At 54.2% G+C, this 23,354-nt stretch carries 15 protein-coding genes; 7 read left to right on the top strand and 8 right to left on the bottom strand.

Annotated elements, in window-relative coordinates:
- Positions 1–57: 57 nt before the first annotated feature.
- The 8 genes from sucD to sdhC all read right to left on the bottom strand — a co-directional run bounded on the left by sucD (position 58) and on the right by sdhC (position 9,643).
- Positions 58–930, bottom strand: coding sequence for a succinate--CoA ligase subunit alpha (gene sucD, locus JYB84_RS06920; protein WP_207322691.1), 873 nt, complete (start codon positions 928–930; stop codon positions 58–60).
- Complete coding sequence (gene sucC, locus JYB84_RS06915; RefSeq protein ID WP_207322690.1) at positions 930–2,096, bottom strand: ADP-forming succinate--CoA ligase subunit beta; 1,167 nt, start codon at positions 2,094–2,096, stop codon at positions 930–932. Before sucC ends, sucD begins: the two co-directional genes overlap by 1 nt.
- Before the next feature lie 77 nt (positions 2,097–2,173).
- Entirely contained in the window at positions 2,174–3,370 is a 1,197-nt protein-coding gene (gene odhB, locus JYB84_RS06910) for a 2-oxoglutarate dehydrogenase complex dihydrolipoyllysine-residue succinyltransferase (protein WP_207322689.1), read from the bottom strand.
- Positions 3,371–3,399: 29 nt separating this feature from the next.
- A complete protein-coding gene (gene sucA / locus JYB84_RS06905) occupies positions 3,400–6,222 on the bottom strand; it encodes a 2-oxoglutarate dehydrogenase E1 component (RefSeq protein WP_207322688.1) in 2,823 nt (940 codons plus the stop codon).
- 196 nt (positions 6,223–6,418) lie between these two features.
- A complete protein-coding gene (locus tag JYB84_RS06900; protein ID WP_207322687.1) occupies positions 6,419–7,126 on the bottom strand; it encodes a succinate dehydrogenase iron-sulfur subunit in 708 nt (235 codons plus the stop codon).
- Positions 7,127–7,139: 13 nt separating this feature from the next.
- Positions 7,140–8,906, bottom strand: a complete 1,767-nt coding sequence (gene sdhA / locus JYB84_RS06895) for a succinate dehydrogenase flavoprotein subunit (RefSeq protein ID WP_207322686.1) — start codon at positions 8,904–8,906, stop codon at positions 7,140–7,142.
- On the bottom strand, positions 8,907–9,254 hold the full coding sequence (gene sdhD / locus JYB84_RS06890) for a succinate dehydrogenase, hydrophobic membrane anchor protein (RefSeq protein WP_207322685.1): 348 nt from the start codon (positions 9,252–9,254) through the stop codon (positions 8,907–8,909).
- Positions 9,248–9,643 carry a succinate dehydrogenase, cytochrome b556 subunit gene (sdhC, locus tag JYB84_RS06885; RefSeq protein ID WP_207322684.1) on the bottom strand — a complete coding sequence of 132 codons (396 nt, stop codon included), beginning with the start codon at positions 9,641–9,643 and terminating at the stop codon, positions 9,248–9,250. Before sdhC ends, sdhD begins: the two co-directional genes overlap by 7 nt.
- Before the next feature lie 411 nt (positions 9,644–10,054).
- Between sdhC and JYB84_RS06880 the strand changes: the two genes are divergently transcribed.
- From JYB84_RS06880 to JYB84_RS06850, 7 genes are all read left to right on the top strand, one after another.
- Positions 10,055–11,344 (top strand): citrate synthase, encoded by a 1,290-nt coding sequence (locus tag JYB84_RS06880; RefSeq protein ID WP_207322683.1) that lies wholly within the window; start codon positions 10,055–10,057, stop codon positions 11,342–11,344.
- Positions 11,345–11,622: 278 nt separating this feature from the next.
- A complete protein-coding gene (locus tag JYB84_RS06875) occupies positions 11,623–12,684 on the top strand; it encodes an efflux RND transporter periplasmic adaptor subunit (protein WP_207322682.1) in 1,062 nt (353 codons plus the stop codon).
- Positions 12,685–12,699: 15 nt separating this feature from the next.
- On the top strand, positions 12,700–15,936 hold the full coding sequence (locus tag JYB84_RS06870; protein ID WP_207322681.1) for an efflux RND transporter permease subunit: 3,237 nt from the start codon (positions 12,700–12,702) through the stop codon (positions 15,934–15,936).
- Positions 15,933–18,980 (top strand): efflux RND transporter permease subunit, encoded by a 3,048-nt coding sequence (locus JYB84_RS06865; protein ID WP_207322680.1) that lies wholly within the window; start codon positions 15,933–15,935, stop codon positions 18,978–18,980. Before JYB84_RS06870 ends, JYB84_RS06865 begins: the two co-directional genes overlap by 4 nt.
- 97 nt (positions 18,981–19,077) lie before the next feature.
- Positions 19,078–19,968: an MBL fold metallo-hydrolase gene (locus JYB84_RS06860; protein WP_207322679.1), complete on the top strand. Its 891-nt coding sequence runs from the start codon at positions 19,078–19,080 to the stop codon at positions 19,966–19,968.
- Positions 19,969–20,053: 85 nt separating this feature from the next.
- The gene (locus JYB84_RS06855) at positions 20,054–21,421 is read left to right on the top strand and encodes a sigma-54 interaction domain-containing protein (protein ID WP_207322678.1); all 1,368 of its coding nucleotides are present in this window, start codon (positions 20,054–20,056) and stop codon (positions 21,419–21,421) included.
- A gap of 195 nt (positions 21,422–21,616) precedes the next feature.
- The gene (locus tag JYB84_RS06850) at positions 21,617–23,332 is read left to right on the top strand and encodes a hypothetical protein (RefSeq protein ID WP_207322677.1); all 1,716 of its coding nucleotides are present in this window, start codon (positions 21,617–21,619) and stop codon (positions 23,330–23,332) included.
- Positions 23,333–23,354 lie beyond the last annotated feature (22 nt).

Below are 23,354 nucleotides of genomic sequence, written 5' to 3'. Positions count from 1 at the left end.
TGTCGAAATTTGGCCTGTAAAAAAGGCGCCCTCAGGCGCCTTTTTCAATGGCAGGAATTACCAGCCAGTTTTTTCGCGCAGTGCCTTGCCGATATCGGCCAGGGAGCGAACGGTAGTTACACCGGCAGCTTCCAGGGCAGCGAATTTATCTTCGGCAGTACCTTTACCACCGGCGATGATGGCACCGGCGTGGCCCATGCGCTTACCAGCAGGTGCAGTCACACCGGCAATGTAAGATACCACAGGCTTGGTCACGTTGGCCTTGATGTAAGCAGCAGCTTCTTCCTCGGCGGTACCACCGATTTCACCGATCATTATGATGGCTTCGGTTTGAGGATCGTTCTGGAACATTTCCAGTACGTCGATGAAGTTGGTGCCTGGGATTGGATCACCACCAATACCCACACAGGTAGACTGACCGAAGCCTTCGTCAGTGGTCTGCTTAACGGCTTCATAAGTCAGGGTGCCGGAACGGGAAACGATACCGACTTTACCTGGCTTGTGGATGTGACCTGGCATGATGCCGATCTTGCACTCGCCTGGGGTGATAACACCAGGGCAGTTAGGGCCGATCATGCGAACGCCGGTTTGTTCCAGCTTCACTTTCACCTGCAGCATATCCAGAGTTGGGATACCTTCGGTGATACAAACGATCAGCTGGATACCACCGTCGATGGCTTCCAGGATGGCGTCTTTACAGAAAGGCGCAGGTACATAGATCACAGAGGCAGTGGCGCCGGTGGCAGCAACGGCATCTTTCACAGTGTTGAACACTGGCAGACCCAGGTGAGTAGTGCCGCCCTTACCGGGAGATACACCGCCAACCATTTTTGTACCGTAGGCAATAGCCTGTTCAGAGTGGAAAGTACCTTGACCGCCGGTGAAACCCTGGCAGATAACCTTGGTATCTTTGTTAATCAATACAGACATTATTTGCCCTCCGCAGCTTTAACTACTTGCTGGGCAGCGTCGGTCAGACTCTTGGCAGCAATGATATCCAGACCAGAATCAGCCAGCACTTTGGCACCCAGTTCGGCGTTGGTACCTTCCAGACGCACAACTACCGGCACTTTCACGCCCACTTCTTTAACGGCACCAATGATACCTTCGGCAATCATGTCACAACGCACGATACCACCGAAGATGTTAACCAGAACGGCCTTCACATTGCTGTCAGACAGAATGATCTTAAAGGCTTCGGAAACGCGCTCTTTGGTCGCGCCGCCGCCCACGTCGAGGAAGTTGGCTGGCTTGCCGCCGTGCAGGTTAACTATGTCCATGGTACCCATGGCCAGACCGGCACCGTTCACCATACAACCAACGTTACCGTCCAGGGCTACGTAGTTCAGTTCGAACTTGGCAGCGTGGGCTTCACGTGGGTCATCCTGTGAAGGATCGTGCATGTCTTTGATCTTTGGCTGACGGAACAGTGCGTTACCGTCTACACCAATCTTGCCGTCCAGGCAGTGCAGGTTACCTTCGGTGGTGATCACCAGAGGGTTGATTTCCAGCAGAGCGAAATCGTGGTCCAGGAACATCTGGGCCAGGCCCATGAAGATCTTGGTGAATTGCTTCATTTGAGTTGGGTTCAGACCCAGCTTGAAGCCCAGGTCACGGGCCTGGAAAGGCTGAGGACCGGCGATAGGATCGATAATGGCTTTGTGGATCAGCTCAGGGGTCTCTTCGGCCACCTTTTCGATCTCAACACCACCTTCGGTAGAAGCCATGAACACCACGCGGCGGCTGCCACGGTCAACAACGGCACCCAGGTAGAGTTCGTTGGCGATGTCGGTGCAGCTCTCAACCAGGATCTTGGCAACAGGCTGGCCTTTTTCGTCAGTCTGATAAGTCACCAGGTTCTTGCCCAGCCAGTTCTCGGCAAAGGCGCGGATTTCTTCTTTATCGCCAGTGACTTTAACGCCACCTGCCTTACCACGGCCGCCGGCGTGCACCTGGCACTTGACAACCCACATGTTTCCGCCAATACGGCCGGCTGCTTCTACCGCTTCTTGAGGGGTATCGCAGGCATAGCCTTCTGACACTGGTAAACCATATTCGGCAAAGAGGGCTTTTGCCTGATACTCATGCAAATTCATGATGATCTATCCGTATACTACGATTCAAATCCAACTGGCCCCGAAGGGCCAGTCACGAGGTTTTTGTCTGACTGCGCTTAGATATCCAGCAGCAGACGGGTTGGGTCTTCCAGGAATTCCTTGATGGTCACCAGGAAGCCAACAGACTCACGACCATCGATAATGCGGTGGTCATATGAGAGTGCCAGGTACATCATGGGCAGGATTTCAACCTGACCATTAACTGCCATAGGACGGTCCTTGATGGCATGCATGCCAAGGATAGCACTTTGTGGCAGGTTCAGAATTGGGGTAGACATCAGAGAACCGAATACACCACCGTTGGTCACGGTAAAGTTACCGCCGGTCATGTCTTCTACGGTCAGCTTGCCGTCACGGCCCTTGATAGCCAGATCGCGCACGGCCTTTTCGATATCGGCCAGGCTCATGTTGTCTGTGTCACGCAGTACCGGGGTAACCAGGCCACGTGGAGTAGACACAGCGATGCTGACGTCGAAATAGTTGTGGTAAACGATATCATCGCCATCGATGGACGCGTTCACTTCAGGGAAACGCTTCAGGGCTTCGGTCACGGCCTTCACGTAGAAGGACATGAAGCCCAGGCGGATACCGTGCTTCTTCTCGAAGATATCCTGATATTGCTTGCGGATATCCATGATGGGCTTCATGTTGACCTCGTTGAAGGTGGTCAGCATGGCGGTGGAGTTCTTGGCTTCCAGCAGGCGGGTGGCAATGGTCTTGCGCAGACGGGTCATAGGCACGCGCTTCTCGCTGCGATCGCCAGACAGGGCCACTGGTGCAGCGGCTGGCTTGGCGGCAGGTGCAGCCTTGGCAGCAGACTTCACGAAGGCTTCTACGTCTTCCTTGGTGATACGGCCACCCACACCTGTGCCCTTGATCTTGGCAGCGTCCAGGTTGTGCTCGGCGATCAGACGGCGCACTGATGGGCTCAGGGCATCGTTGCTCTCGTCGCTTGCGGCGGCAGCAGGAGCAGCAGCTTCGGCTTCAGCCTTGGTCACTTCCTGACCAGCAACGGCACCGGCAACAAACTTGGCAATCACCTGCTCGGCCAGCACAGTGTCACCTTCGTTGAACAGGAACTCACTGATGTGACCATCTTCCGGTGCTACCACTTCCAGAACCACTTTGTCGGTCTCGATATCCACCAGGTTTTGGTCGCGGGATACCGCTTCACCGGGCTTAACGTGCCAGGTCGCGATGGTTGCATCGGCAACAGATTCTGGCAGTACGGGTACCTTAATTTCGATACTCATGAAAAGCTATCCTTTTTTATAAATGTCTATTACTTCAGATTTAAAGCGGCGTTTATCAGTGATTCCTGCTGGTGCGTGTGCAGCTCTGGATAACCACAGGCCGGTGCCGCAGAGGCTTCACGACCGGCATAGGTCAACATTGCACCCTTAGGAATAGCTGCCCAGAAGTGATGCTGGCTGCAATACCAGGCACCTTGGTTCTGAGGCTCTTCCTGACACCAAACAAAATCGGTCACGTGCTGATAGGCTTCGAGCACCTTGGCCATTTCCTCGGCGGGGAACGGATACAACTGCTCTACCCTGACAATGGCCACGTTGGTCAGATTTTCCTTGCGACGGCGTTCCAGCAGCTCGAAGTATACCTTACCTGAGCAGAACACCACGCGCTCAACACCCTTGGGATCCAGGGCATCGATTTCACCAATCACGTTTTGGAAGCTGCCGTTAGCCAGTTCTTCCAGGGAAGAAACCGCCAGCGGATGACGCAGCAACGACTTGGGTGACATCACCACCAGCGGACGACGCATTGGGCGCACGACCTGACGACGCAACATGTGGTAAACCTGGGCCGGAGTCGACGGCACACAGACCTGCATGTTGTGGTTGGCACACAGTTGCAGGAAGCGCTCCAGACGGGCTGAAGAGTGCTCTGGGCCCTGACCTTCATAGCCATGTGGCAGCAGCATGGTCAGGCCACACAGACGGCCCCATTTTTGTTCACCGGATGACAGGAACTGGTCAATCACCACCTGGGCACAGTTGGCGAAGTCACCAAACTGGGCTTCCCAAATGGTCAGGCCGCCTGGCTCGGCAGTGGCATAACCGTATTCAAACGCCAGTACCGAGGCTTCGGACAGCACAGAGTCTGTGATGTCGATTGGGCCTTGCTCGGCCGCGAGGTTGCGCAGCGGCATATAGGTGGTGGCATCGTTCTGGTTGTGCAGCACGGCGTGGCGATGGAAGAAGGTGCCACGGCCAGAGTCCTGACCTGTGATGCGCACGCGCTTGTTGTCTTCCAGTATGGTGGCGTAAGCCAGGGTTTCGGCAAAGCCCCAGTCAAGCAGCTTCTCGCCCTTGGCCATGGCATGACGGTCGCTGTAAATCTTGGCTACGCGGGACTGCAGCGGATGGGTTTCCGGTACGTAGGCAATCTTTTCGGCCAAGGACTGCAGACGTTCAAACGACATGGAAGACTCGAACGCTTCGTCCCATTCACGGTTCAGGAATGGTGTCCAGTCCACTGTGTGCAGTGTCATGGGGCGCCATTCTTTGACCACACAGTCACCGTGGTCGAGGGCATCACGATAGCCGTTGACCATGGCGGTCACTTCCTCGGCACTGATGCTGTTCTCGGCAATCAGTTTGTCGGCGTAGATCTTGCGCGGCGTTGGATGCTTCTTGATCTTGGCGTACATCAGCGGCTGAGTTGCACTGGGCTCATCGGCCTCGTTGTGGCCATGGCGGCGGTAGCACACCAGATCGATCACCACATCGCGCTTGAAGGTATTGCGGTAATCCACGGCCAGCTGGGCCACAAAAGCCACGGCCTCAGGATCGTCTGAGTTCACGTGGAAAATCGGCGCCTGCACCATCTTGGCGATATCGGTACAGTACTCGGTTGAACGCACGTCATGGTGAGCCGAGGTGGTAAAGCCCACCTGGTTGTTCACCACGATGCGGATTGAACCACCCACCTTGAAGCCACGGGTCTGAGACATGTTGAATGTCTCCTGGACTATGCCCTGACCGGCGATGGCTGAGTCACCATGAATGGTGATTGGCATAACCGACAGGCCATCAGCACAACCACGACGATCCTGACGGGCACGGACAGAACCCATAACCACGGGGTTGACGATTTCCAGATGCGATGGGTTGAACGCCAGCGCCAAGTGCACATTGCCACCGGGCGTTTCGAAATCGGAAGAGAAGCCCTGGTGATACTTAACGTCACCCGAGCCTGAGCTTTCGCCGTGTTTGCCGGCAAACTCGTCGAACAGTTCCGCAGGACGTTTGCCGAGGATGTTAACCAGCACGTTCAGACGACCGCGGTGGGCCATACCCACAACGATTTCCTTGGTACCCGCCTCACCGGCGCGATAGATGATCTCGCGCATCATGGGCACAAGGGCATCACCACCTTCAAGGGAGAAACGCTTGGCACCGGGGAACTTGGCACCCAGGTATTTTTCCATGCCTTCGGCGGCGTTCAGACCTTCGAGGATACGGGTTTTAACACCCTTGTCATAGCTGGCACGACCCAGGGTCGGCTCCAGGCGTTGCTGGATCCAGCGCTTTTCCTCGGTGTCGGTAATGTGCATGTATTCGGCACCAATGGCACCGCAATAAGTGGCCTTCAGGGCCTTGACCAGATCACCCAGCTTCATGGTGTCACCACCATGGGCAAAGGAACCGGTATTGAACTCACGCTGCAGATCTTCAGCCGTCAGGCCGTGGAATGCGGGATCCAGTTCAGCAACAGCATCACGTTTCCACAGTTCCAGCGGATCCAGATTGGCATTCTGGTGGCCACGGAAACGGTAGGCGTTGATCAGTTGCAGCACCTTGACCTGCTTGGCATCCACTTCGGGATCGGTCATCCGTGCGGCGCCCTTACGGCGGCCTTCCTGAGCGAGGGAGCGGAAGTAATCACGGATTTTGGAGTGAGCAGCTTCAGGTACATCGGCAGAGGCACCGTTCACAGGAGGGAGATTATCAAACACCGCACGCCAGTCGTCGGAGACTGAGCTTGGGTCTTCTTGATAGGCTTCATACATCTCCTCGACATAGGTCGCGTTCGACCCATACAGATGAGAAGACTCTAGCCAGGCTTTCATAATGCCTTGGTGCATTTCTTATCCTTTCAAACTTTATACACGTGCTTAGCCATGGTTTTACATACCGAGCAGTATGTGGTCAGCCGCCCCGAAGGTTCCAGAATTTCGGCCTGATGTAGTTCCTTTACACACAAAAGAGCCACTCCCCACAACAGGAGAGTGACTCTCGATAGAGCTATATGATTATTCTAATTAGCTCATTGTCTTGCATTTACACAGCCCGCTTGAGCAGCATGGACTTGATGTGTCCAATGGCCTTGGTCGGGTTCAATCCTTTTGGACACACGTCAACGCAGTTCATGATGCCGTGGCAACGGAACACACTGTAGGCGTCATCCAGCTCGGACAGACGCTCTTCAGTCGCGGTGTCGCGGCTGTCGATCAGGAAGCGGTAGGCGTGCAGCAAACCGCTTGGACCCACGAACTTGTCAGGATTCCACCAGAAGGACGGACAGGCAGTTGAGCAGCAGGCACACATGATACATTCGTACAGGCCGTCGAGATGCGCACGATCCTCAGGGCTTTGCAGATGTTCACGGGCTGGGGTCTTATCATCGTTGATCAGATAAGGCTTGATCTTCTCATACTGCTTGTAGAACTGGCTCAGGTCGACCACCAGGTCGCGTACCACGGGCATACCGGGCAGCGGACGGATTTCAATCTTCTTACCCTTAAAGGTAGAGACTGGGGTGATACAGGCCAGGCCGTTCTTACCGTTCATGTTCATGCCGTCACTGCCACACACGCCTTCACGGCATGAACGACGGAACGACAGGGTCGGGTCCATTTCCTTCAGCTTCAGCAGCGCATCCAGAACCATCATGTCTGAGCCATCAGGCACTTCCAGACTGTAATCCTGCATGCGTGGCTTGGAATCTACGTCAGGATTGTAACGATAAACTGCAAACTCCAATTTCATCTTCAACAACTCCTTAGTAGGTACGCTTCTTCGGTGGGAAGGCTTCGCGTGACTTGGGCGACATGTTCACTTCACGGGTGGACATGGTTTCGGTCACGGGATCGAACAGGCTGTGGCACAACCAGTTGTCATCGTCACGCTCAGGGAAATCTTCACGGCTGTGAGCACCACGGCTCTCGGTACGGAAGTTCGCTGCATAAGCGGAGGCGATGGCGGTGGCCATCAGGTTGTCCAGTTCCAGACACTCGATGCGCTGGGTGTTGAACTCTTTGGAGTTATCGGACAGCTTGGCATTGGCCAAACGCTCACGGATTTGCTTCAGCTGTTCCAGGCCTTCGGCCATGGCGTCACCGCTGCGGAATACCGAGAAGTTCAGCTGCATGCACATCTGCAGATCTTTACGGATTTGCGCTGGGTCTTCACCGTCTTTGTTGCTTTCCCAACGATTCAGACGCTCCAGAGACTTCTGGATGTCGGCGTTGGAAGCCGCCTTCGGATCGGCAGTCTCATCCAGGGCCTTGCCCAGATGTTGACCGGCAGCACGACCGAATACCACCAGGTCAAGCAGCGAGTTACCGCCCAGACGGTTGGCACCGTGTACGGATACGCAGGCGATTTCGCCCACGGCAAACAGACCTACTACGTCCTGCTCGCTGCCATCTTCATTCTTGCGGATAACCTGACCGGAAACCTTGGTCGGCAGACCGCCCATCATGTAGTGGCAGGTTGGGATCACAGGGATTGGGCCATCGGCCGGATCGATGTGAGCAAAGGTACGTGACAGTTCACACACGCCTGGCAGACGGGCTTCCAGGGTTTCTTTACCCAGGTGGTCCAGCTTCAGCTTGATGTGCGGACCCATTGGGCCGTCACAACCACGACCTTCACGGATTTCGGTCATCATGGACCGGGCAACCACGTCACGGGACGCCAGGTCTTTGGCGTTGGGCGCATAGCGCTCCATGAAACGCTCGCCGTCCTTGTTCAGCAGGTATCCGCCCTCACCGCGGCAACCTTCGGTCACCAGTACGCCGGCACCGGCAATACCTGTGGGGTGGAACTGCCACATTTCCATGTCCTGCAGCTGTACGCCGGCACGGACTGCCATACCCACGCCGTCACCGGTGTTGATATGGGCGTTGGTGGTAGAGGCGAAAATACGACCGGCACCGCCAGTGGCAAGCACAGTGGCCTTGGCCTTGAAGTACACGATTTCACCGCTTTCGATGTCGATGGCGGTACAACCAACGATGGCACCGTCTTCGTTCTTCACCAGATCCAGGGCATACCACTCAGAGAACACCTGGGTCTTGTTCTTAACGTTTTGCTGGTACAGGCAGTGCAGCAGCGCGTGGCCGGTACGGTCGGCCGCGGCCGCAGTACGGGCGGCCTGTTCGCCACCGAAATCTCTTGATTGGCCACCGAATGGACGCTGGTAGATCTTGCCGTTTTCGAAGCGGGAGAAAGGCAGACCCATGTGTTCCAGCTCGATAATGGCCTCAGGACCGGTCTGGCACATGTACTCAATGGCATCCTGGTCACCGATAAAATCGGAACCTTTTACCGTGTCGTACATGTGAAATTCCCAGTTATCCTCGTGGGCGTTACCCAGGGCTACTGTGATACCGCCTTGGGCAGATACAGTGTGAGAACGGGTTGGGAATACTTTGGACAGGAGCGCACAGCTCTTGCCTTCTTTGGAAATCTGCAGCGCAGCGCGCATACCGGCACCACCGGCACCAATCACCACTGCGTCAAATTCGCGAACTGGAATACTCACTTAAACACCCCACACAATCACTGTGCCTGCGGCCAGATAGCTAAAGGCGGCAACCACAAAAGCAAACTGTAATACGCCACGCAGAGCCACGTTTTTCACGTAGTCGGTCAGCACTTGCCAAACACCGATCCAGGCATGGATCAGCACGGCAATCAGTGCCAGCAGCGTAAACACTTTCATCGGCAGAGCGCTGAACAGGCCGTGCCAGATGTCAAAAGTGAGATGAGAACTCAGTGCGATGAAGCTCACCAAAAAGATGGTGTAGCAAGCCAGGATCACTGCACTGGCGCGTAGAAGAATAAAGTCATGGACACCGCTGCGTCCAAAACTTGCTGCATTGGTTACCATACCCAGATCCCCACGATGATTGAAAAGGCCACCGCCAGGACGAATACCGCCTTGGCCGATGCATTGCCTGAAGTCAATTCTTCCCAACGACCGGTATCCATTACCAGGTGGCGCACGCCGCCCAGCAAGTGGTAACCCAGCGCAGTCATAATGCCCCAAATGACAAACTTGACGATGAAGTTGTCAAACATCGCCTGTACGCCCTGGAAACTCTCGGCAGATGCCAGCGAGGCATTGAGCAGCCATATGAGAATTCCCACGGCAAACAGCATAATGACACCGGAAACACGGTGAAGAATTGACGCAATCGCTGTCGCAGGGAAGCGAATGGTCTGCAGATCTAAATGGACAGGTCTTTGCTTTTTCACGTTCTGCTCACTCAGCTCCATTGAGCATTTTTTTTATAATGTGAACCGCTTTTGCTCAAACAAAAGCCGTGACCCAGGTCACAGTTCAGGTCATCGCAAAAGAAAAGTGTAAACAAACAGTTAAAGCTTTTGGGGTCAGCCTTTTCAGCCTTTCAAAAAGACGCCTGAAACCGCGCTGTTTGCAGCCCTTTCGAGCCGCAGCAAGTATACTCGTCGCAAATGTCAAATACAAACATCACATTATGCAATTTCCCGAATTTTGGCTTTTTTGGCTGTTAAGTATTAGTCTTGTCAGGGAAATTGGTCTGACCTATACCTTGGTCTAACGAATTTAAACGCTTATTTAAATTGAAATGTGATCTGCATTGGCGGTAAAGTATGGGCCGTTTGACATGCCGCACTCACACAAGAATGAAGTAAGGAGAACGGGGTATGGCTGATTTAAAAGCCAAGTTGGAACTACCAGGGAACGAATCAATTGAATTGCCAGTAAAACAGGGAACTGCTGGCTTTGATGTTATCGACATCAGCAAGCTCGGCAGCAAGGGTTACTTTACATTTGATCCGGGATTTCTCGCCACTGCTTCCTGTGAATCAGCCATCACTTATATTGACGGCGACCAGGGCGTGCTGTTGCACCGCGGTTATCCAATAGAACAACTGGCGGTCGAGTCCAATTATCTGGAACTGTGTTATGCCTTGCTCTACGGTGAACTGCCCACCAAGGCACAATTCGAAGAATTCGCCTACACAGTCAAAACGCACACTATGGTGCATGAGCAATTGGCATTCTTCTTCCGTGGCTTCCGCCGCGATGCACACCCCATGGCCATGCTGTGCGGTGTGACAGGAGCCTTGTCTTCCTTCTATCAGGATTCACTGGACGTCAATGACGCCCGTCACCGTGAAATTGCTGCTTACCGTCTGGTGTCCAAGATGCCAACCATAGCCGCCATGTGCTACAAGTACTCAGTGGGTCAACCCTTTGAGTATCCGCGCAATGACCTGAGCTATGCCGGTAACTTCCTGTCGATGATGTTTGCCGTACCTTGCGAAGAGTACAAGGTAAACCCTATCGTTGAACGCGCCATGGACAGGATCTTCATCCTGCACGCCGATCACGAACAAAACGCTTCTACCTCCACCGTGCGTCTGGCCGGCTCTTCGGGTGCCAACCCGTTTGCCTGTATCGCCGCCGGTATTGCCTCACTCTGGGGTCCTGCCCACGGTGGTGCCAACGAGGCTTGCCTGCACATGCTGGAAGAAATCGGTACTGTGGATCGCATCCCTGAATTCATCGAGCGCGCCAAGGACAAGAACGATCCTTTCCGCCTGATGGGCTTTGGTCATCGGGTTTACAAGAACTTTGACCCTCGTGCCAAGGTAATGCGTGAAACCTGCCACGAAGTATTGACCGAACTCAAGGTGAAGGACCCACTGCTGGATGTGGCCATGGAGCTGGAGCGTATCGCCTTGAACGACGAGTACTTCATTTCCAAGAAACTGTATCCAAACGTGGACTTCTACTCTGGCATCATCATGAAGGCCATAGGTATCCCAACGTCCATGTTTACTGTGATTTTCGCCCTGGCACGTACCGTGGGCTGGATTGCACACTGGAAGGAAATGCTGGATCAGCCTGGTCACAAGATCAGCCGTCCTCGCCAGCTTTACACCGGCGAAACCAGCCGCGACTTTGTATCTATCGACAAACGTGGTTAATTTCACTGGCTGTTGAAAAAAAGCGCCCTCTTACGGGCGCTTTTTTTATGCCTGTAACGTCAGATCATCTTTTGTTGCAAAGCTTTGGTTGCGCAACAAGTGTAAACATCGTTTAGTTAAACCCACCAAAGATTAAACAAACTGGCTACAGTTTTGGTGAAAGTAACCAACCACCACAACCAGAACGCGCCTAAGCCATTGTTTAAAAGGAATAAAAATTAGTGGCATGCTTTGTGCTTTATCGCTGCCATCATGGTTAACTTTACAGGTACTATCACATGGAAGCCCGCAACCCATTCAAACTCGCCCTGCCCGTTCTGCTCATTTCAGTACTCGCTGCTTGCGGCGGTGAAGAAAAGAAGCCTGAAGAAGAAAAATATGCCGTACCTGTCGAGGCCCAGCTGGTGATGCTGGGGAATGTATCTTCCTTCTACAGCACCACGGCCACACTGGAAGCGCCTGCCGAAGCCCACGTGGTCAGCCGCATCGCCGGCCTGATTGAAAGCATCAAGGTGGAAGAAGGTGAAAAAGTGCACAAGGGACAGGTGCTGGCCACTATCGATGCCAAACGGCAGCAATACGATCTGGAGCGCTCAGAGGCTGAGGTCAAAATCATTGAACAGGAGCTGAACCGCCTCAAAAAGATGAACAACAAGGAGTTCGTCAGCGCCGATCAAATGGCCAAGCTGGAATTCAACCTGCAGGCTGCTGTTGCCCGTCGCGATTTGGCCGCGCTGCAGGTCAAGGAAAGCCAAATTGTTTCACCACTGGATGGTGTTGTCGCCAAACGTCATGTGAAAGCCGGCAATATGGCCCGCGAATTTGAAGAGCTGTTCTATGTGGTGAATCAGGACGAATTGCACGGCATAGTGTACCTGCCCGAGCGCCAACTGGCACAGCTGAAGCTTGGTCAAAGCGCCGATGTATTCACCAGCAACAATCAACTGCATGCAGTCAATGCCAAGGTACTGAGGATAAGTCCTGTGGTCGATGCGGCCTCAGGTACCTTCAAGGTGACCCTGGCAGTACCTAACAACACGGGTGAACTTAAGGCCGGTATGTTTACCCGGGTTGAGCTCAAGTACGACACCCATGAAAATGTGATCACTGTGCCCTTCAACGCCATCATCAATCAGGATAACAAGCAGACCCTGTACGTGATTGCCGACAACCAGGCCCAGCGCCGCGAGGTGACCCTGGGCTACCGCGATGGCGACACAGTGGAAGTGGTGGCCGGATTGCAATCGGGCGAGCAAATAGTGGTGCGTGGCCAGCAAAACCTCAAGGATCAGTCACAGGTTGAAGTGATAGGCTCCCTCGACGTGGCCTCTGCCAAGTAATAAGGAACAGCCACTATGTCTATTATCACTACGTCCGTAAAACGGCCGGTTACAGTATGGATGTTTATGTTGGCAGTCATACTGTTCGGTATGGTGGGATTCTCCCGTCTGGCGGTGAAGTTACTGCCGGATCTAAGCTACCCAACGGTCACCATTCGTACCCTGTATGATGGCGCAGCGCCGGTTGAAGTTGAGCAACTGGTGTCCAAGCCCATCGAAGAAGCGGTTGGTATAGTTAAAGGGCTGCGCAAAATAAGCTCTGTCTCCCGCTCCGGTCTGTCCGATGTGATCCTCGAATTCGAATGGGGCACAGACATGGACATGGCCAGCCTGGAAGTACGCGAGAAGCTGGATACCATCAATCTGCCTTTGGATATCCAAAAACCCTTGCTGTTGCGCTTCAACCCCAATCTTGACCCTATTATGCGCCTCGCCCTGTCGGTGCCCGATGCCGATGAAGCCAAATTGAAGCAATTGCGAACCTACGCCGATGAAGAACTCAAGCGTCAGCTTGAGGCCCTTTCCGGTGTGGCCGCTGTGCGTCTGTCCGGTGGTTTGGAGCAGGAAGTGCAAATTCTGCTGAATCAGGAAAAACTGACCCAGCTGAACCTCAATGCCTCAGATATTCGCGACCGCATCGCCGCCGAAAACCTTAACGTCTCCGCGGGGAAAGTGGTTCAGGGTGAGAAAGAATATCTGGTACGTACCCTGAATCAATTCAACAGCCTGGATGAGCTGGGTCAGGTGGTGGTGTACAAGGATGACCAAAGGCTTATTCGCCTGTTTGAAGTGGCCGATATCCAGGATGCCCACAAGGAACGCTCCGATATCACCCGCATCGGCAATCAGGAATCCATTGAGCTGGCAGTATACAAGGAAGGTGATGCCAATACGGTTGCCGTGGCCAAAAGGTTGAAGCAGGAAGTAGCTGCCATCAACAAGAACAGCCCGCTGGCCAACCTTGAAATTATCTACGATCAATCCGAGTTTATTGAAAGCGCCGTTGGTGAGGTGACCTCATCGGCCCTTATCGGTTCGGTGCTGGCCATGCTGGTGATCTACCTGTTTCTCAAGGACATTATCCCCACACTTATCATCTCCATCTCCATCCCCTTCTCTGTGATTGCCACCTTCAACATGATGTATTTTGCTGATATCAGCCTCAACATCATGTCTCTTGGCGGTATCGCGCTGGCGGTGGGCCTCTTGGTAGATAACGCCATCGTGGTATTGGAAAACATCGACCGCTATCGCAAACAGGGACTGGAGCGCTTGGAAGCCGCGGTAAAGGGGACCCGAGAGGTGGCCGGCGCCATCTTTGCCTCCACCATGACCACGCTGGCGGTATTCGTGCCACTGGTATTTGTTGATGGCATTGCCGGCGCCCTGTTCGCCGATCAGGCCCTGACCGTCACCTTTGCCTTGCTGGCATCCCTCCTGGTAGCCCTGACCTCGATCCCCATGCTGGCCTCAAGGGAAGGGTTCAAGGCGTTGCCACCACTGGTTGCCAAGGCGGATCGTGAAAAGCCCACCACCCGCATGGGGAAACTCAAGCACTACGGTGCCACGGTATTCAGCTTCCCCTTTGTACTGCTTTTCCGTTATCTGCCGGCACTGCTGCTGACGCTGTCATTGACCCTGACCCGTCTGTTTGGATGGCTGTTGGGCTTGGTGATGCGTCCCCTGAGCCAGTTGTTCAATCTGATTTACCATGGCATGGAGCGCTTGTATCACCCCGTGCTTAATGCCGCCCTCAAGGCCAAGGTCATGACCCTGGTGCTGGCTCTCGGTATCACAGCCTTTGCCGCCGGCTTGTTGCCACGTTTGGGAATGGAACTGATCCCGCCCATGAACCAGGGCGAGTTCTATGTCGAAATCCTGATGCCTCCAGGTACGGAAGTATCTGAAACCGATAAGGTATTGCAGTATCTGGCGCTGGCCATCAAGGATATGCCGGAAGTAAAGCATGCCTACAGTCAGGCAGGCAGCGGCGGCCTGATGACCTCAGACACCGCCCGTGGCGGCGAAAACTGGGGCCGCCTGCAAGTGGTGCTGGCCGATCACGGTGCGTTTAATTTGGTGGCAGGCAAGCTGCGCGAACGGGCGCGAAAATTGCCTGAGCTTGAAGCCAAAATTCAGTACCCCGAACTGTTCAGTTTCAAAACGCCGCTGGAAATAGAACTCAGCGGTTACGAACTGGGTCAACTGAAGCAAACCGCAGATACCCTGGTTAAGGCTTTGGGTGAATCCCAACGTTTTACCGACATCAACACCAGTCTGCGTGATGGCCAGCCGGAATTGTCCATCCGTTTCGACTCCGCCAGACTGGCAGCCCTTGGTATGGATGCACCCACAGTGGCCAACCGCATTGCCCAGCGTGTGGGTGGCACCATCGCCAGTAAGTACACCCTGAGGGATCGCAAGATTGATATTTTGGTGCGCAGTGCCCAGTCCGAACGTGATGAGGTGCGCGACATTGCCAATATGGTCATCAACCCCAACGATGCCCAGCCATTGCCCCTGAGCGCCGTGGCCGATGTCAGCCTGCAACTGGGCCCCTCTGCCATCAACCGTATCAGTCAGCAAAGGGTAGCCCTGGTGTCTGCCAACCTGGCCTATGGTGACCTGAGCGAAGCCGTGGCAGAAGCCAGAAGCGTGTTGCAGCGTCAGGCGATTCCGGCCTCGGTGCAGGTCCGTTTCGGTGGTCAGAACGAAGAGATGGAGCATTCTTTCCAGTCGCTGAAAATTGCCCTGACCCTGGCGGTATTCCTGGTCTACCTGGTGATGGCAAGTCAGTTCGAGTCCCTGCTGCATCCCCTGCTGATCCTGTTTGCGGTGCCCATGGCAGTCGGTGGCGCCATACTGGGGCTGTTTATGACAGGCACTCACCTGTCGGTGGTGGTCTTCATCGGCCTTATCATGCTGGCCGGTATAGTGGTGAACAACGCCATTGTGCTGGTTGACAGGATCAACCAGTTACGGGCTGAGGGCATGGAGAAGCTGGCCGCAGTCAGCGAAGCCGCCAGTTCCCGTCTGCGCCCCATCATGATGACCACGCTGACCACTACCCTGGGCCTGCTGCCCATGGCGCTGGGACTGGGTGATGGCGCAGAAGTGCGGGCCCCCATGGCCATTACCGTGATATTTGGCCTGAGTTTCTCCACCCTGCTGACCCTGGTGGTGATCCCCGTGCTCTATGCCCTGTTTGACCGCAAGCAATTTGCCGAGCCCGAGATGGAGGCCAACATATGAACATCACCCAATTGGCGATCCGTCGCCCGGTGACCACCTGTATGTTCTTCCTGTCGATAGTGCTGTTCGGCATGGTGTCCAGCCGCCTGCTGCCGCTGGAGCTTTTTCCCGGCATCGACATACCGCAGATCTTCATCAACGTGCCCTACAAGGGGTCCAGCCCGGCGGAAGTCGAGCGGGACATCACCCGGGTGCTGGAAGAATCGCTCGCCACTATGGGCGGTATCGAGGAGTTGCGTTCCAATTCCAGCCAGGACGGCGCCGAAATCCAGGTCAACATGAAGTGGGGTGAGAACGTCGCCACCAAGAGCCTGGAAGCCAGGGAAAAAGTTGACGCCGTGCGTCACCTGTTGCCCAAGGACGTGGAGCGGGTCTATATCCAGCAGTTCTCTACCGCTGACATGCCCATGCTGACCATTCGCATTTCCAGTGAACGGGAACTGTCGGGTGCCTTCGATCTGCTCGACAAGCAGCTGCGGCAACCGCTGGAGCGCCTTGACGGTGTCTCCAGGGTCACCCTCTATGGGGTCGAGCAAAAGCAGATCAGCATTCGTATCGACGCCGATCGCCTGGCAGCCAGTGGCATCAGCGCCTCGGCGCTGACCGAGCGCCTCAGTCGGGAAAATTTTACCCTTTCCGCCGGCACCCTGAGGGCTAACAATGCCGTCTACCAGGTATCCCCCAAGGGTGAATTCAAAAACCTGCAGGACATAGAACAGCTGGTGTTGGCCAGAGGCATTCGCCTGGGCGATGTGGCCACGGTCAGCTTCCAGCTGCCGGAGCGGGTTGAAGGCCGTCACCTGGACAAGCGCTATGCCGTGGGGTTGGATGTATTCAAGGAGTCCGGCGCCAACCTGGTGGAAGTGTCCGAAAGGGTGCTGAAGGTGGTGGATGCGGTCAAGGCCGATAAACAATTCAGCGGTATTCGTCTGTTCATTATGGAAGATCAGGCGTTCGGGGTGAAATCTTCGCTGTGGGACCTGTTGATGGCGGGTTTGTTGGGCGCTCTCTTGTCCTTCGCCATTCTGTACCTGTTCCTGCGCAATCTGGGCATGACACTTATCGTGGTTTCGTCGGTGCCGATTTCCATTTGCATGACCCTGGCCGGCATGTATTTCCTCGGCTACAGCCTGAACATATTGTCCATGATGGGCCTGCTGCTGGCTGTGGGTATGCTTATCGACAATGCGGTGGTGGTGACCGAAAGCGTTTTGCAGGAAAAGCAGCACGAACTCCATGAAAGCAAGGAAACCGCCATTCTCAGTGGCGTCAACAAGGTTGCCCTGGCGGTACTGGCGGGCACCCTGACCACGGCGATAGTTTTTTTGCCCAACATCTTTGGCGTCAAGGTACAGCTGACCATTTTCCTTGAGCATGTGGCCATTGCTATCTGTATCTCGCTGGCAGCATCGCTGCTGGTGGCCAAAACCCTGATCCCGCTGATGCTGACCCGGATCCATATCCACCACGAGGAAGTGGAGCACAAGAACAAGTTGCAACTGGGTTATGAGCGCAGTCTCAATTGGATCCTGCTTCATCCCAAAATCAGCACTGTTATCGCCATCGGTCTGCTGGCTTCCACTGCCCTGCCCCTGAGCATGGTCAAGCAGGATCAGGAAGATGGTGCCAGCAAGGAAAGGCTGTTTATCAATTATCAAATTGAAGGCCGTCACAGCCTGGCAGTTACCGAAGCCCTGGTCACCCAGATGGAAACCTACCTGTATGACAACAAAGAGGCTTTCCATATCGACTCGGTATACAGCTACTACAGTCCTGACCGCGCCAGCTCGGTGCTGCTGATGCAAAAGGATGTGGAGTTTGATCTTGACGCTCTCAAGAAACAAATCCGCGAAGGCTTCCCCAAGTTTTCCATCGCCAAACCTCAATTTGGATGGGGCGATGACAACCAGGGGATCAGGGTAACGCTCACCGGCCGCTCAACCTCGGAATTGATCCGCTTGAGCGAGGAGGCAATTCCTTTGCTCAGCGCCATCAAGGGGATGGAAGACGTGCGTTCTGAGGTCAGTGGCGCCCAACAGGAAGTATTGGTCCATATTGACCCGCAAATGGCAGCCCGTCTGCAGACCCCCTTATCCGAGTTGGCCAAGGGCGTGTCCATGGCATTGCGGGGGCAGATGCTGCGCAGTTTCCGTCATGACCCGAGCGGCGAACTGCGTATCGAACTGGCCTATGACAAGAGCTGGCAGGCTTCGCTGGATGCGCTCAATCAGTTACCTGTGCTGCGCCATGGCGACCGGGTTTATACCCTGAGCAGCCTTGCCAGTATTGAAATTGTGCCCAGGTTTGACACCATCAGGCACTACAACAGGGAAACCTCGTTGACCATAGGCGCCAACCTGGAAGGGCTGACCACGGAAGATGCGCAAAAGAAAATCAAGCAGGCGATGGATCACATGAACTTCCCCTCAGGCTATGGCTATTCCCTGCGGGGCGGTTTTGAACGTCAGGATGAGGATCAGTCCATCATGGCGATCAATATGCTGCTAGCCGTGGCGATGATTTACATAGTGATGGCGGCCCTGTTTGAGTCGCTGCTGCTGCCAAGTGCCATCATCACCAGCATACTCTTCTCCATCACCGGAGTGTTCTGGGCCCTGTGGCTCACCGGCACCCCCATGTCGGTAATGGCCATGATCGGCATACTTATCCTCATGGGGATAGTGGTCAACAACGGCATAGTACTGGTGGATCAGATAAATCAGATGACACCGGCGCTGGAAGACTTGTCTGCCACCATCCACTCCGTCTGTATCACCCGCCTGCGGCCGGTGCTCATGACAGTTGGCACCACGGTGCTGGGTCTGGTGCCTCTCGCCATGGGGGATACCCAAATTGGTGGCGGTGGCCCACCTTATGCGCCCATGGCCATTGCCATTATCGGCGGACTGAGTTTTTCCACAGTGACCAGTCTGTATCTGGTGCCACTGTGCTATCAGGCCCTCTACCGTCTGCGTCACAGAGCCGCCATGGGCCTGTGGCAAGCGGATAAGCGCGCCAATCGCTTCTTGCCCTGGATTTCCTGATCTCGGTATAAAACCCAAGGGCAATTTGCCAAATTCCTTGTCTGTGAGTAACTTGTATTAGCTATTCCCACAGTCACTCACAGACAAGGAGTCTTCCATGTCCCGCTTTTTACCCTTGGCCGGGTTGCTGACCTCGGCCCTGCTGAGCACCTTCGTCATTGCAGCAGACGATGATAAATTCGCCAATGTCACCATGAAAACCACGCCCCTCACCAACAGCAGTTACTTGCTGGAAGGTGCCGGCGGCAACATAGGTGTGGTTGCCGGCAAAGATGGCCTGCTGATCATTGACGATCAATTTGCTCCTCTCGCCGATAAAATAGTCACAGCCCTCAAGGCCATAGGATCCGCCGACACCCTGGGACAGCCCAGGTTTGTTATCAACACCCATTTCCACGGCGACCACACCGGAGGCAATGGCCATTTTGGTCGAAACGGCACCATCATGGCACACCACAATGTGCTAAAACGGTTGGAGCAACAAGCCGATATAGCACCCGCAGCCCTGCCGGTACTGACCTATGACAATGGCCTGACGGTACATTTTAATGGCGAAGACTTACAGTTACTGCACCTGGGTCCGGGGCACACGGACGGTGATACTGTGGTGCTGTGGCAGAACGGGTCTGTGGTGCACATGGGCGATCTGTTTTTCAAACACCGCTTCCCCTTTATCGATCTTGAGGGTGGCGGTTCGGTTACCGGCTACAGGGATAATGTTGGCCGGATGCTCGAGATGATCAATGAGGATACCAAGGTCATTCCGGGACATGGTGGTTTGGCAACCAAGGCGGAGCTGGTTCAGTTCAAACAAATGCTGGACGACTGCATCGCCTGGATGCAACAGGGATTGGCCAGCGGCAAGAGTTTTGAACAGATGAAAGCCACCCCCTTACCCCCAAAATGGCAAGCTTGGGGCTGGCAGTTTGTTTCGGCGGAACGCTGGGTAGACACCCTGTATCAAGGCTTGTCCGGCCACTCGGAATAAGCAGTGAAATAGCGGCAATCGGCTTGAGAGGTGGGCCCGGGACGACTAAACTCAAAGTCTAATGAGCCCACGGAGCTGAACGCTGATGAACCTTAGTGTTCCGAGCGATTCAAAAGGAACCAGGGCCAGCCAAAGGGAGCTGTTGGTACTGGATCCCAATAATGATTTGCCAGACATCAGCCAAGTATTGTCTGGTTACCACTGGCATTGTTTGAAAGTATCCAATGCCGCCGATGCCCTTAAACTGATAGACAGGCACGGGATTAAAATTGCCGTTGCCATGATCCATCAGAACGATACCGGCAGCCTCGCCAAAGATCTGGTCAACATCCAACAACAGTTCCCGCAACTTCATTGGCTGGCCGTCAGCGATGAGGTGTTGGGTCAAAGTTGCAGCTGGTTGCTGACCGTCAATGTCATAGATTATTTTCACCTGCCGCTGGACTGGCAAAGATTCAACGATGCGCTGGGACACGGACTCGGCATGTCCGAATTGGCTTCATCGGCCAACGCCAGGGCCCGGGAACCTCACGCGCTGGCTCCCATTCGCGGGGAACATCCACTGATAAAAAACCTGCGTCATGCATTGGAAAAACTGGGACCATCGGACGAAACCGTACTGCTCAGCGGTGAAACCGGTTCAGGAAAAGGCCTGTGCGCCAAATGGCTGCACAGGTATTCCCTCAGGCAACATGGTCCTTTCGTGGTGGTCAATTGTGGCGCCCTCCCCGCCAGTCTTATCCAATCAACCCTCTTCGGTCATGAAAAAGGCGCCTTCACCGGAGCAGAACGCCGTTATATTGGCCATTTGGAACAAGCCAACGGAGGCACCCTGTTTCTGGATGAAATAGCCGATTTGCCGCTGGATTTACAGGTCAACCTGTTACAGTTTCTCGATGACAAACACATTTTCCGCGTCGGCGGTTGCAAGCCAGTGGAGCTGGATTGCCGACTGCTGTTTGCCTCACACCAGGATCTCGAAAGCGCCGTTGATGAAGGTCGATTCAGGGAAGATTTATACCACAGGATCAATGTACTCAGACTGCATGTGCCAAGCCTGAGAGAATATCTTGAAGACATCATGTTATTGGCCGAGCAATTCCTGGACGATTTCAATCATGGCAATGACCAGTTGGCCTTCAGTGACGATGCGGTGCAAGCCATCAGCCATTACAACTGGCCGGGCAATGTCCGTGAACTGCAAAATCGTATCCGCCGGGCCGCAGTCATGGTCGAAGGACCCTTGATTTGCGCCAGGGATCTGGGTTTGGAACCAGCCATGTTACACCGTTGGCAAAACGATCTTGCCAGTCAGAGGGAAGAGCTGGATACCGAGGTCATACTCAAAGCCATCAGCGATAACCGGCATAACATTTCCGCAGCAGCCCGGGCCCTCAATATCTCCCGCTCTACCCTTTATCGCTTGCTGAAAAAGAGTCATCTTAACAATTGACCCAGTGTGTCATTCCAAGGGACAACCTGCTTCAACACCGCAACACTTTTAGCCAAAAAACCACAATATATCAATATATATCAACACCATAAAACACGGCCCAAGTCTTGCTTCACTAACGCGTCGGTTTAGCCCGTTGCGCCTGTGTCCCATGCATTCTCAGACACACCGGGATTAACAACAAAGGAGCAAGATATGAAACTCAAAAGCTGGCTGAATGCAGCCATGTTGTGTGGTTGCACCCTCTGTAGTTACGGGGCTTTGGCATTCCCCCCCGATGCAGTAGAACTCGATGGTAATGCCATACAGAACACGGCAGTGGATGACTGGCAAAACATCAATTTGAATGGCAGCAGTGCGAGTGTAAAGACTGGCCTGAAGGCTGATCTACCTCCACTCACCATCTTCTGGAAAGGGGGCTCAAAAGATACCCTGGATGTGACTGAATGGTGGTACAGAGACGGTTCAGTGCCCGATAAGGACGATTTGCGTAACGGTTATGCCGCCGCCTACTTCCTCAATGACGGTGGCCACGACGACCTGGTGATCTACTTCGGTGCCGAACGTTACGCCAATTCCGGTGATGCCATCATGGGTTTCTGGTTCTTCCAGGATCAAGTTGGCACAGGCGCAGGTAACAGGTTTACCGGCCAACACATGGAAAATGATGTGTTCATCATCATGGAATATCCCCAGGGTTCAAACTCTGTGCCCTTCGTACAGGTAATGCGCTGGGTTAATTCAGGTGGTGATATTTCTGAAAATCTGGAGCTCTTGTATGCCTCCGGCGCCTCAGGAGCCAAGTGCGGTACAGCCGGTGATGAAGGGATAGCTTGTGCTATTACCAACGAACAGGATGAACTGGCTGGTGTTGCCAACGGTTTGTGGCCCTATGAAAACAAATCCGGTATAGCCGATACCTATCCAATCGAATCCTTGTTTGAAGGACGCTTCAACGTTACCGAGGCCTTCCTGGCAGCTGGTATCAGTGAAGTTCCCTGCTTTACCAACTTCATGATCGAAACCCGTTCATCCAGGTCCGAAACTGCTCAGCTGAAAGACTTCCTGGGCGGCGCATTCCCATTGTGCAGCATCTCTGCATCCAAGGTTTGCGGTGCAACTGAATTGGTAGCGGGCAATATGTTCCGCATCGATTACACAATCACGCTGAAGAATACCGGTGTGGGTTCAATCGCAGCCGATGAAACCATCAGCATCCACGATAGTCCAAGCAATGGTACAGCATTTGATGTCGACCAAGACGTCAGCCTGTTTGCCAATGGCGCCGACGGTTGGGGACCTGATGAAGAACTGACATATTCAGGATACTACCTGTCGTCAGTCAACGGCGGTACCAACACAGTGGATGCCAGTGTCAGCTTTGGCACTACCAGCATCAGTGCGGACCAATATATTGCAGAGTGCGACTCTCTGGCGTTGAGTCCTATGCTGAGCATAGTTAAAAACTGTGCCCTGTCACTGGAAGACCAAGGCAGTTTGATCGCGGTGCGTAAGGACTACGACATCACTGTTTGTAATACAGGTGACGCCCCATTGGATGTTAACCTGACTGACAGTGTCGACCTGGCACTGGACGAAGATTTCGCGCTCGACTTCGCGAAACAATGTCTGGTTGATACCGATTGTAGTGCGGGTTATACCTGTAACGGCAATCAGATGTGTGCCAACGGCGATGGCGACCTGGAAGGTAACTTCGGTGGTGACGTATGTCATGTCACTACAGGTAATTACCTGCCAACTGCTATGCCATCCGGCACAGACGGTACCCTGAGCAATACCGCCACAGCCAAAGCCACTTCCCCTGTAGTCGATACAGGACCTTTGGCCACTGTAGGTGAATCAGACACCGCCATGTGCGATCTGTGTCCTCTGGTGGTACCCGAGGAGTAAGCCTTAACGGTGAATCTAAAAT

The sequence above is a fragment of the Shewanella cyperi genome (genome assembly GCF_017354985.1).
Classification (GTDB): Bacteria; Pseudomonadota; Gammaproteobacteria; order Enterobacterales; family Shewanellaceae; genus Shewanella; species Shewanella cyperi.
Note: the sequence above shows the minus strand (reverse complement) of the source record. Positions and strands in the feature narration are given on the sequence as shown.

Coding starts and splice junctions, on each gene's coding strand:
- sucD (WP_207322691.1), bottom strand. CDS start 930: ATGTCTGTATTGATTAACAAAGATACCAAGGTTATCTGCCAGGGTTTC.
- sucC (WP_207322690.1), bottom strand. CDS start 2,096: ATGAATTTGCATGAGTATCAGGCAAAAGCCCTCTTTGCCGAATATGGT.
- odhB (WP_207322689.1), bottom strand. CDS start 3,370: ATGAGTATCGAAATTAAGGTACCCGTACTGCCAGAATCTGTTGCCGAT.
- sucA (WP_207322688.1), bottom strand. CDS start 6,222: ATGCACCAAGGCATTATGAAAGCCTGGCTAGAGTCTTCTCATCTGTAT.
- JYB84_RS06900 (WP_207322687.1), bottom strand. CDS start 7,126: ATGAAATTGGAGTTTGCAGTTTATCGTTACAATCCTGACGTAGATTCC.
- sdhD (WP_207322685.1), bottom strand. CDS start 9,254: ATGGTAACCAATGCAGCAAGTTTTGGACGCAGCGGTGTCCATGACTTT.
- sdhC (WP_207322684.1), bottom strand. CDS start 9,643: ATGGAGCTGAGTGAGCAGAACGTGAAAAAGCAAAGACCTGTCCATTTA.
- JYB84_RS06880 (WP_207322683.1), top strand. CDS start 10,055: ATGGCTGATTTAAAAGCCAAGTTGGAACTACCAGGGAACGAATCAATT.
- JYB84_RS06875 (WP_207322682.1), top strand. CDS start 11,623: ATGGAAGCCCGCAACCCATTCAAACTCGCCCTGCCCGTTCTGCTCATT.
- JYB84_RS06870 (WP_207322681.1), top strand. CDS start 12,700: ATGTCTATTATCACTACGTCCGTAAAACGGCCGGTTACAGTATGGATG.
- JYB84_RS06865 (WP_207322680.1), top strand. CDS start 15,933: ATGAACATCACCCAATTGGCGATCCGTCGCCCGGTGACCACCTGTATG.
- JYB84_RS06860 (WP_207322679.1), top strand. CDS start 19,078: ATGTCCCGCTTTTTACCCTTGGCCGGGTTGCTGACCTCGGCCCTGCTG.
- JYB84_RS06855 (WP_207322678.1), top strand. CDS start 20,054: ATGAACCTTAGTGTTCCGAGCGATTCAAAAGGAACCAGGGCCAGCCAA.
- JYB84_RS06850 (WP_207322677.1), top strand. CDS start 21,617: ATGAAACTCAAAAGCTGGCTGAATGCAGCCATGTTGTGTGGTTGCACC.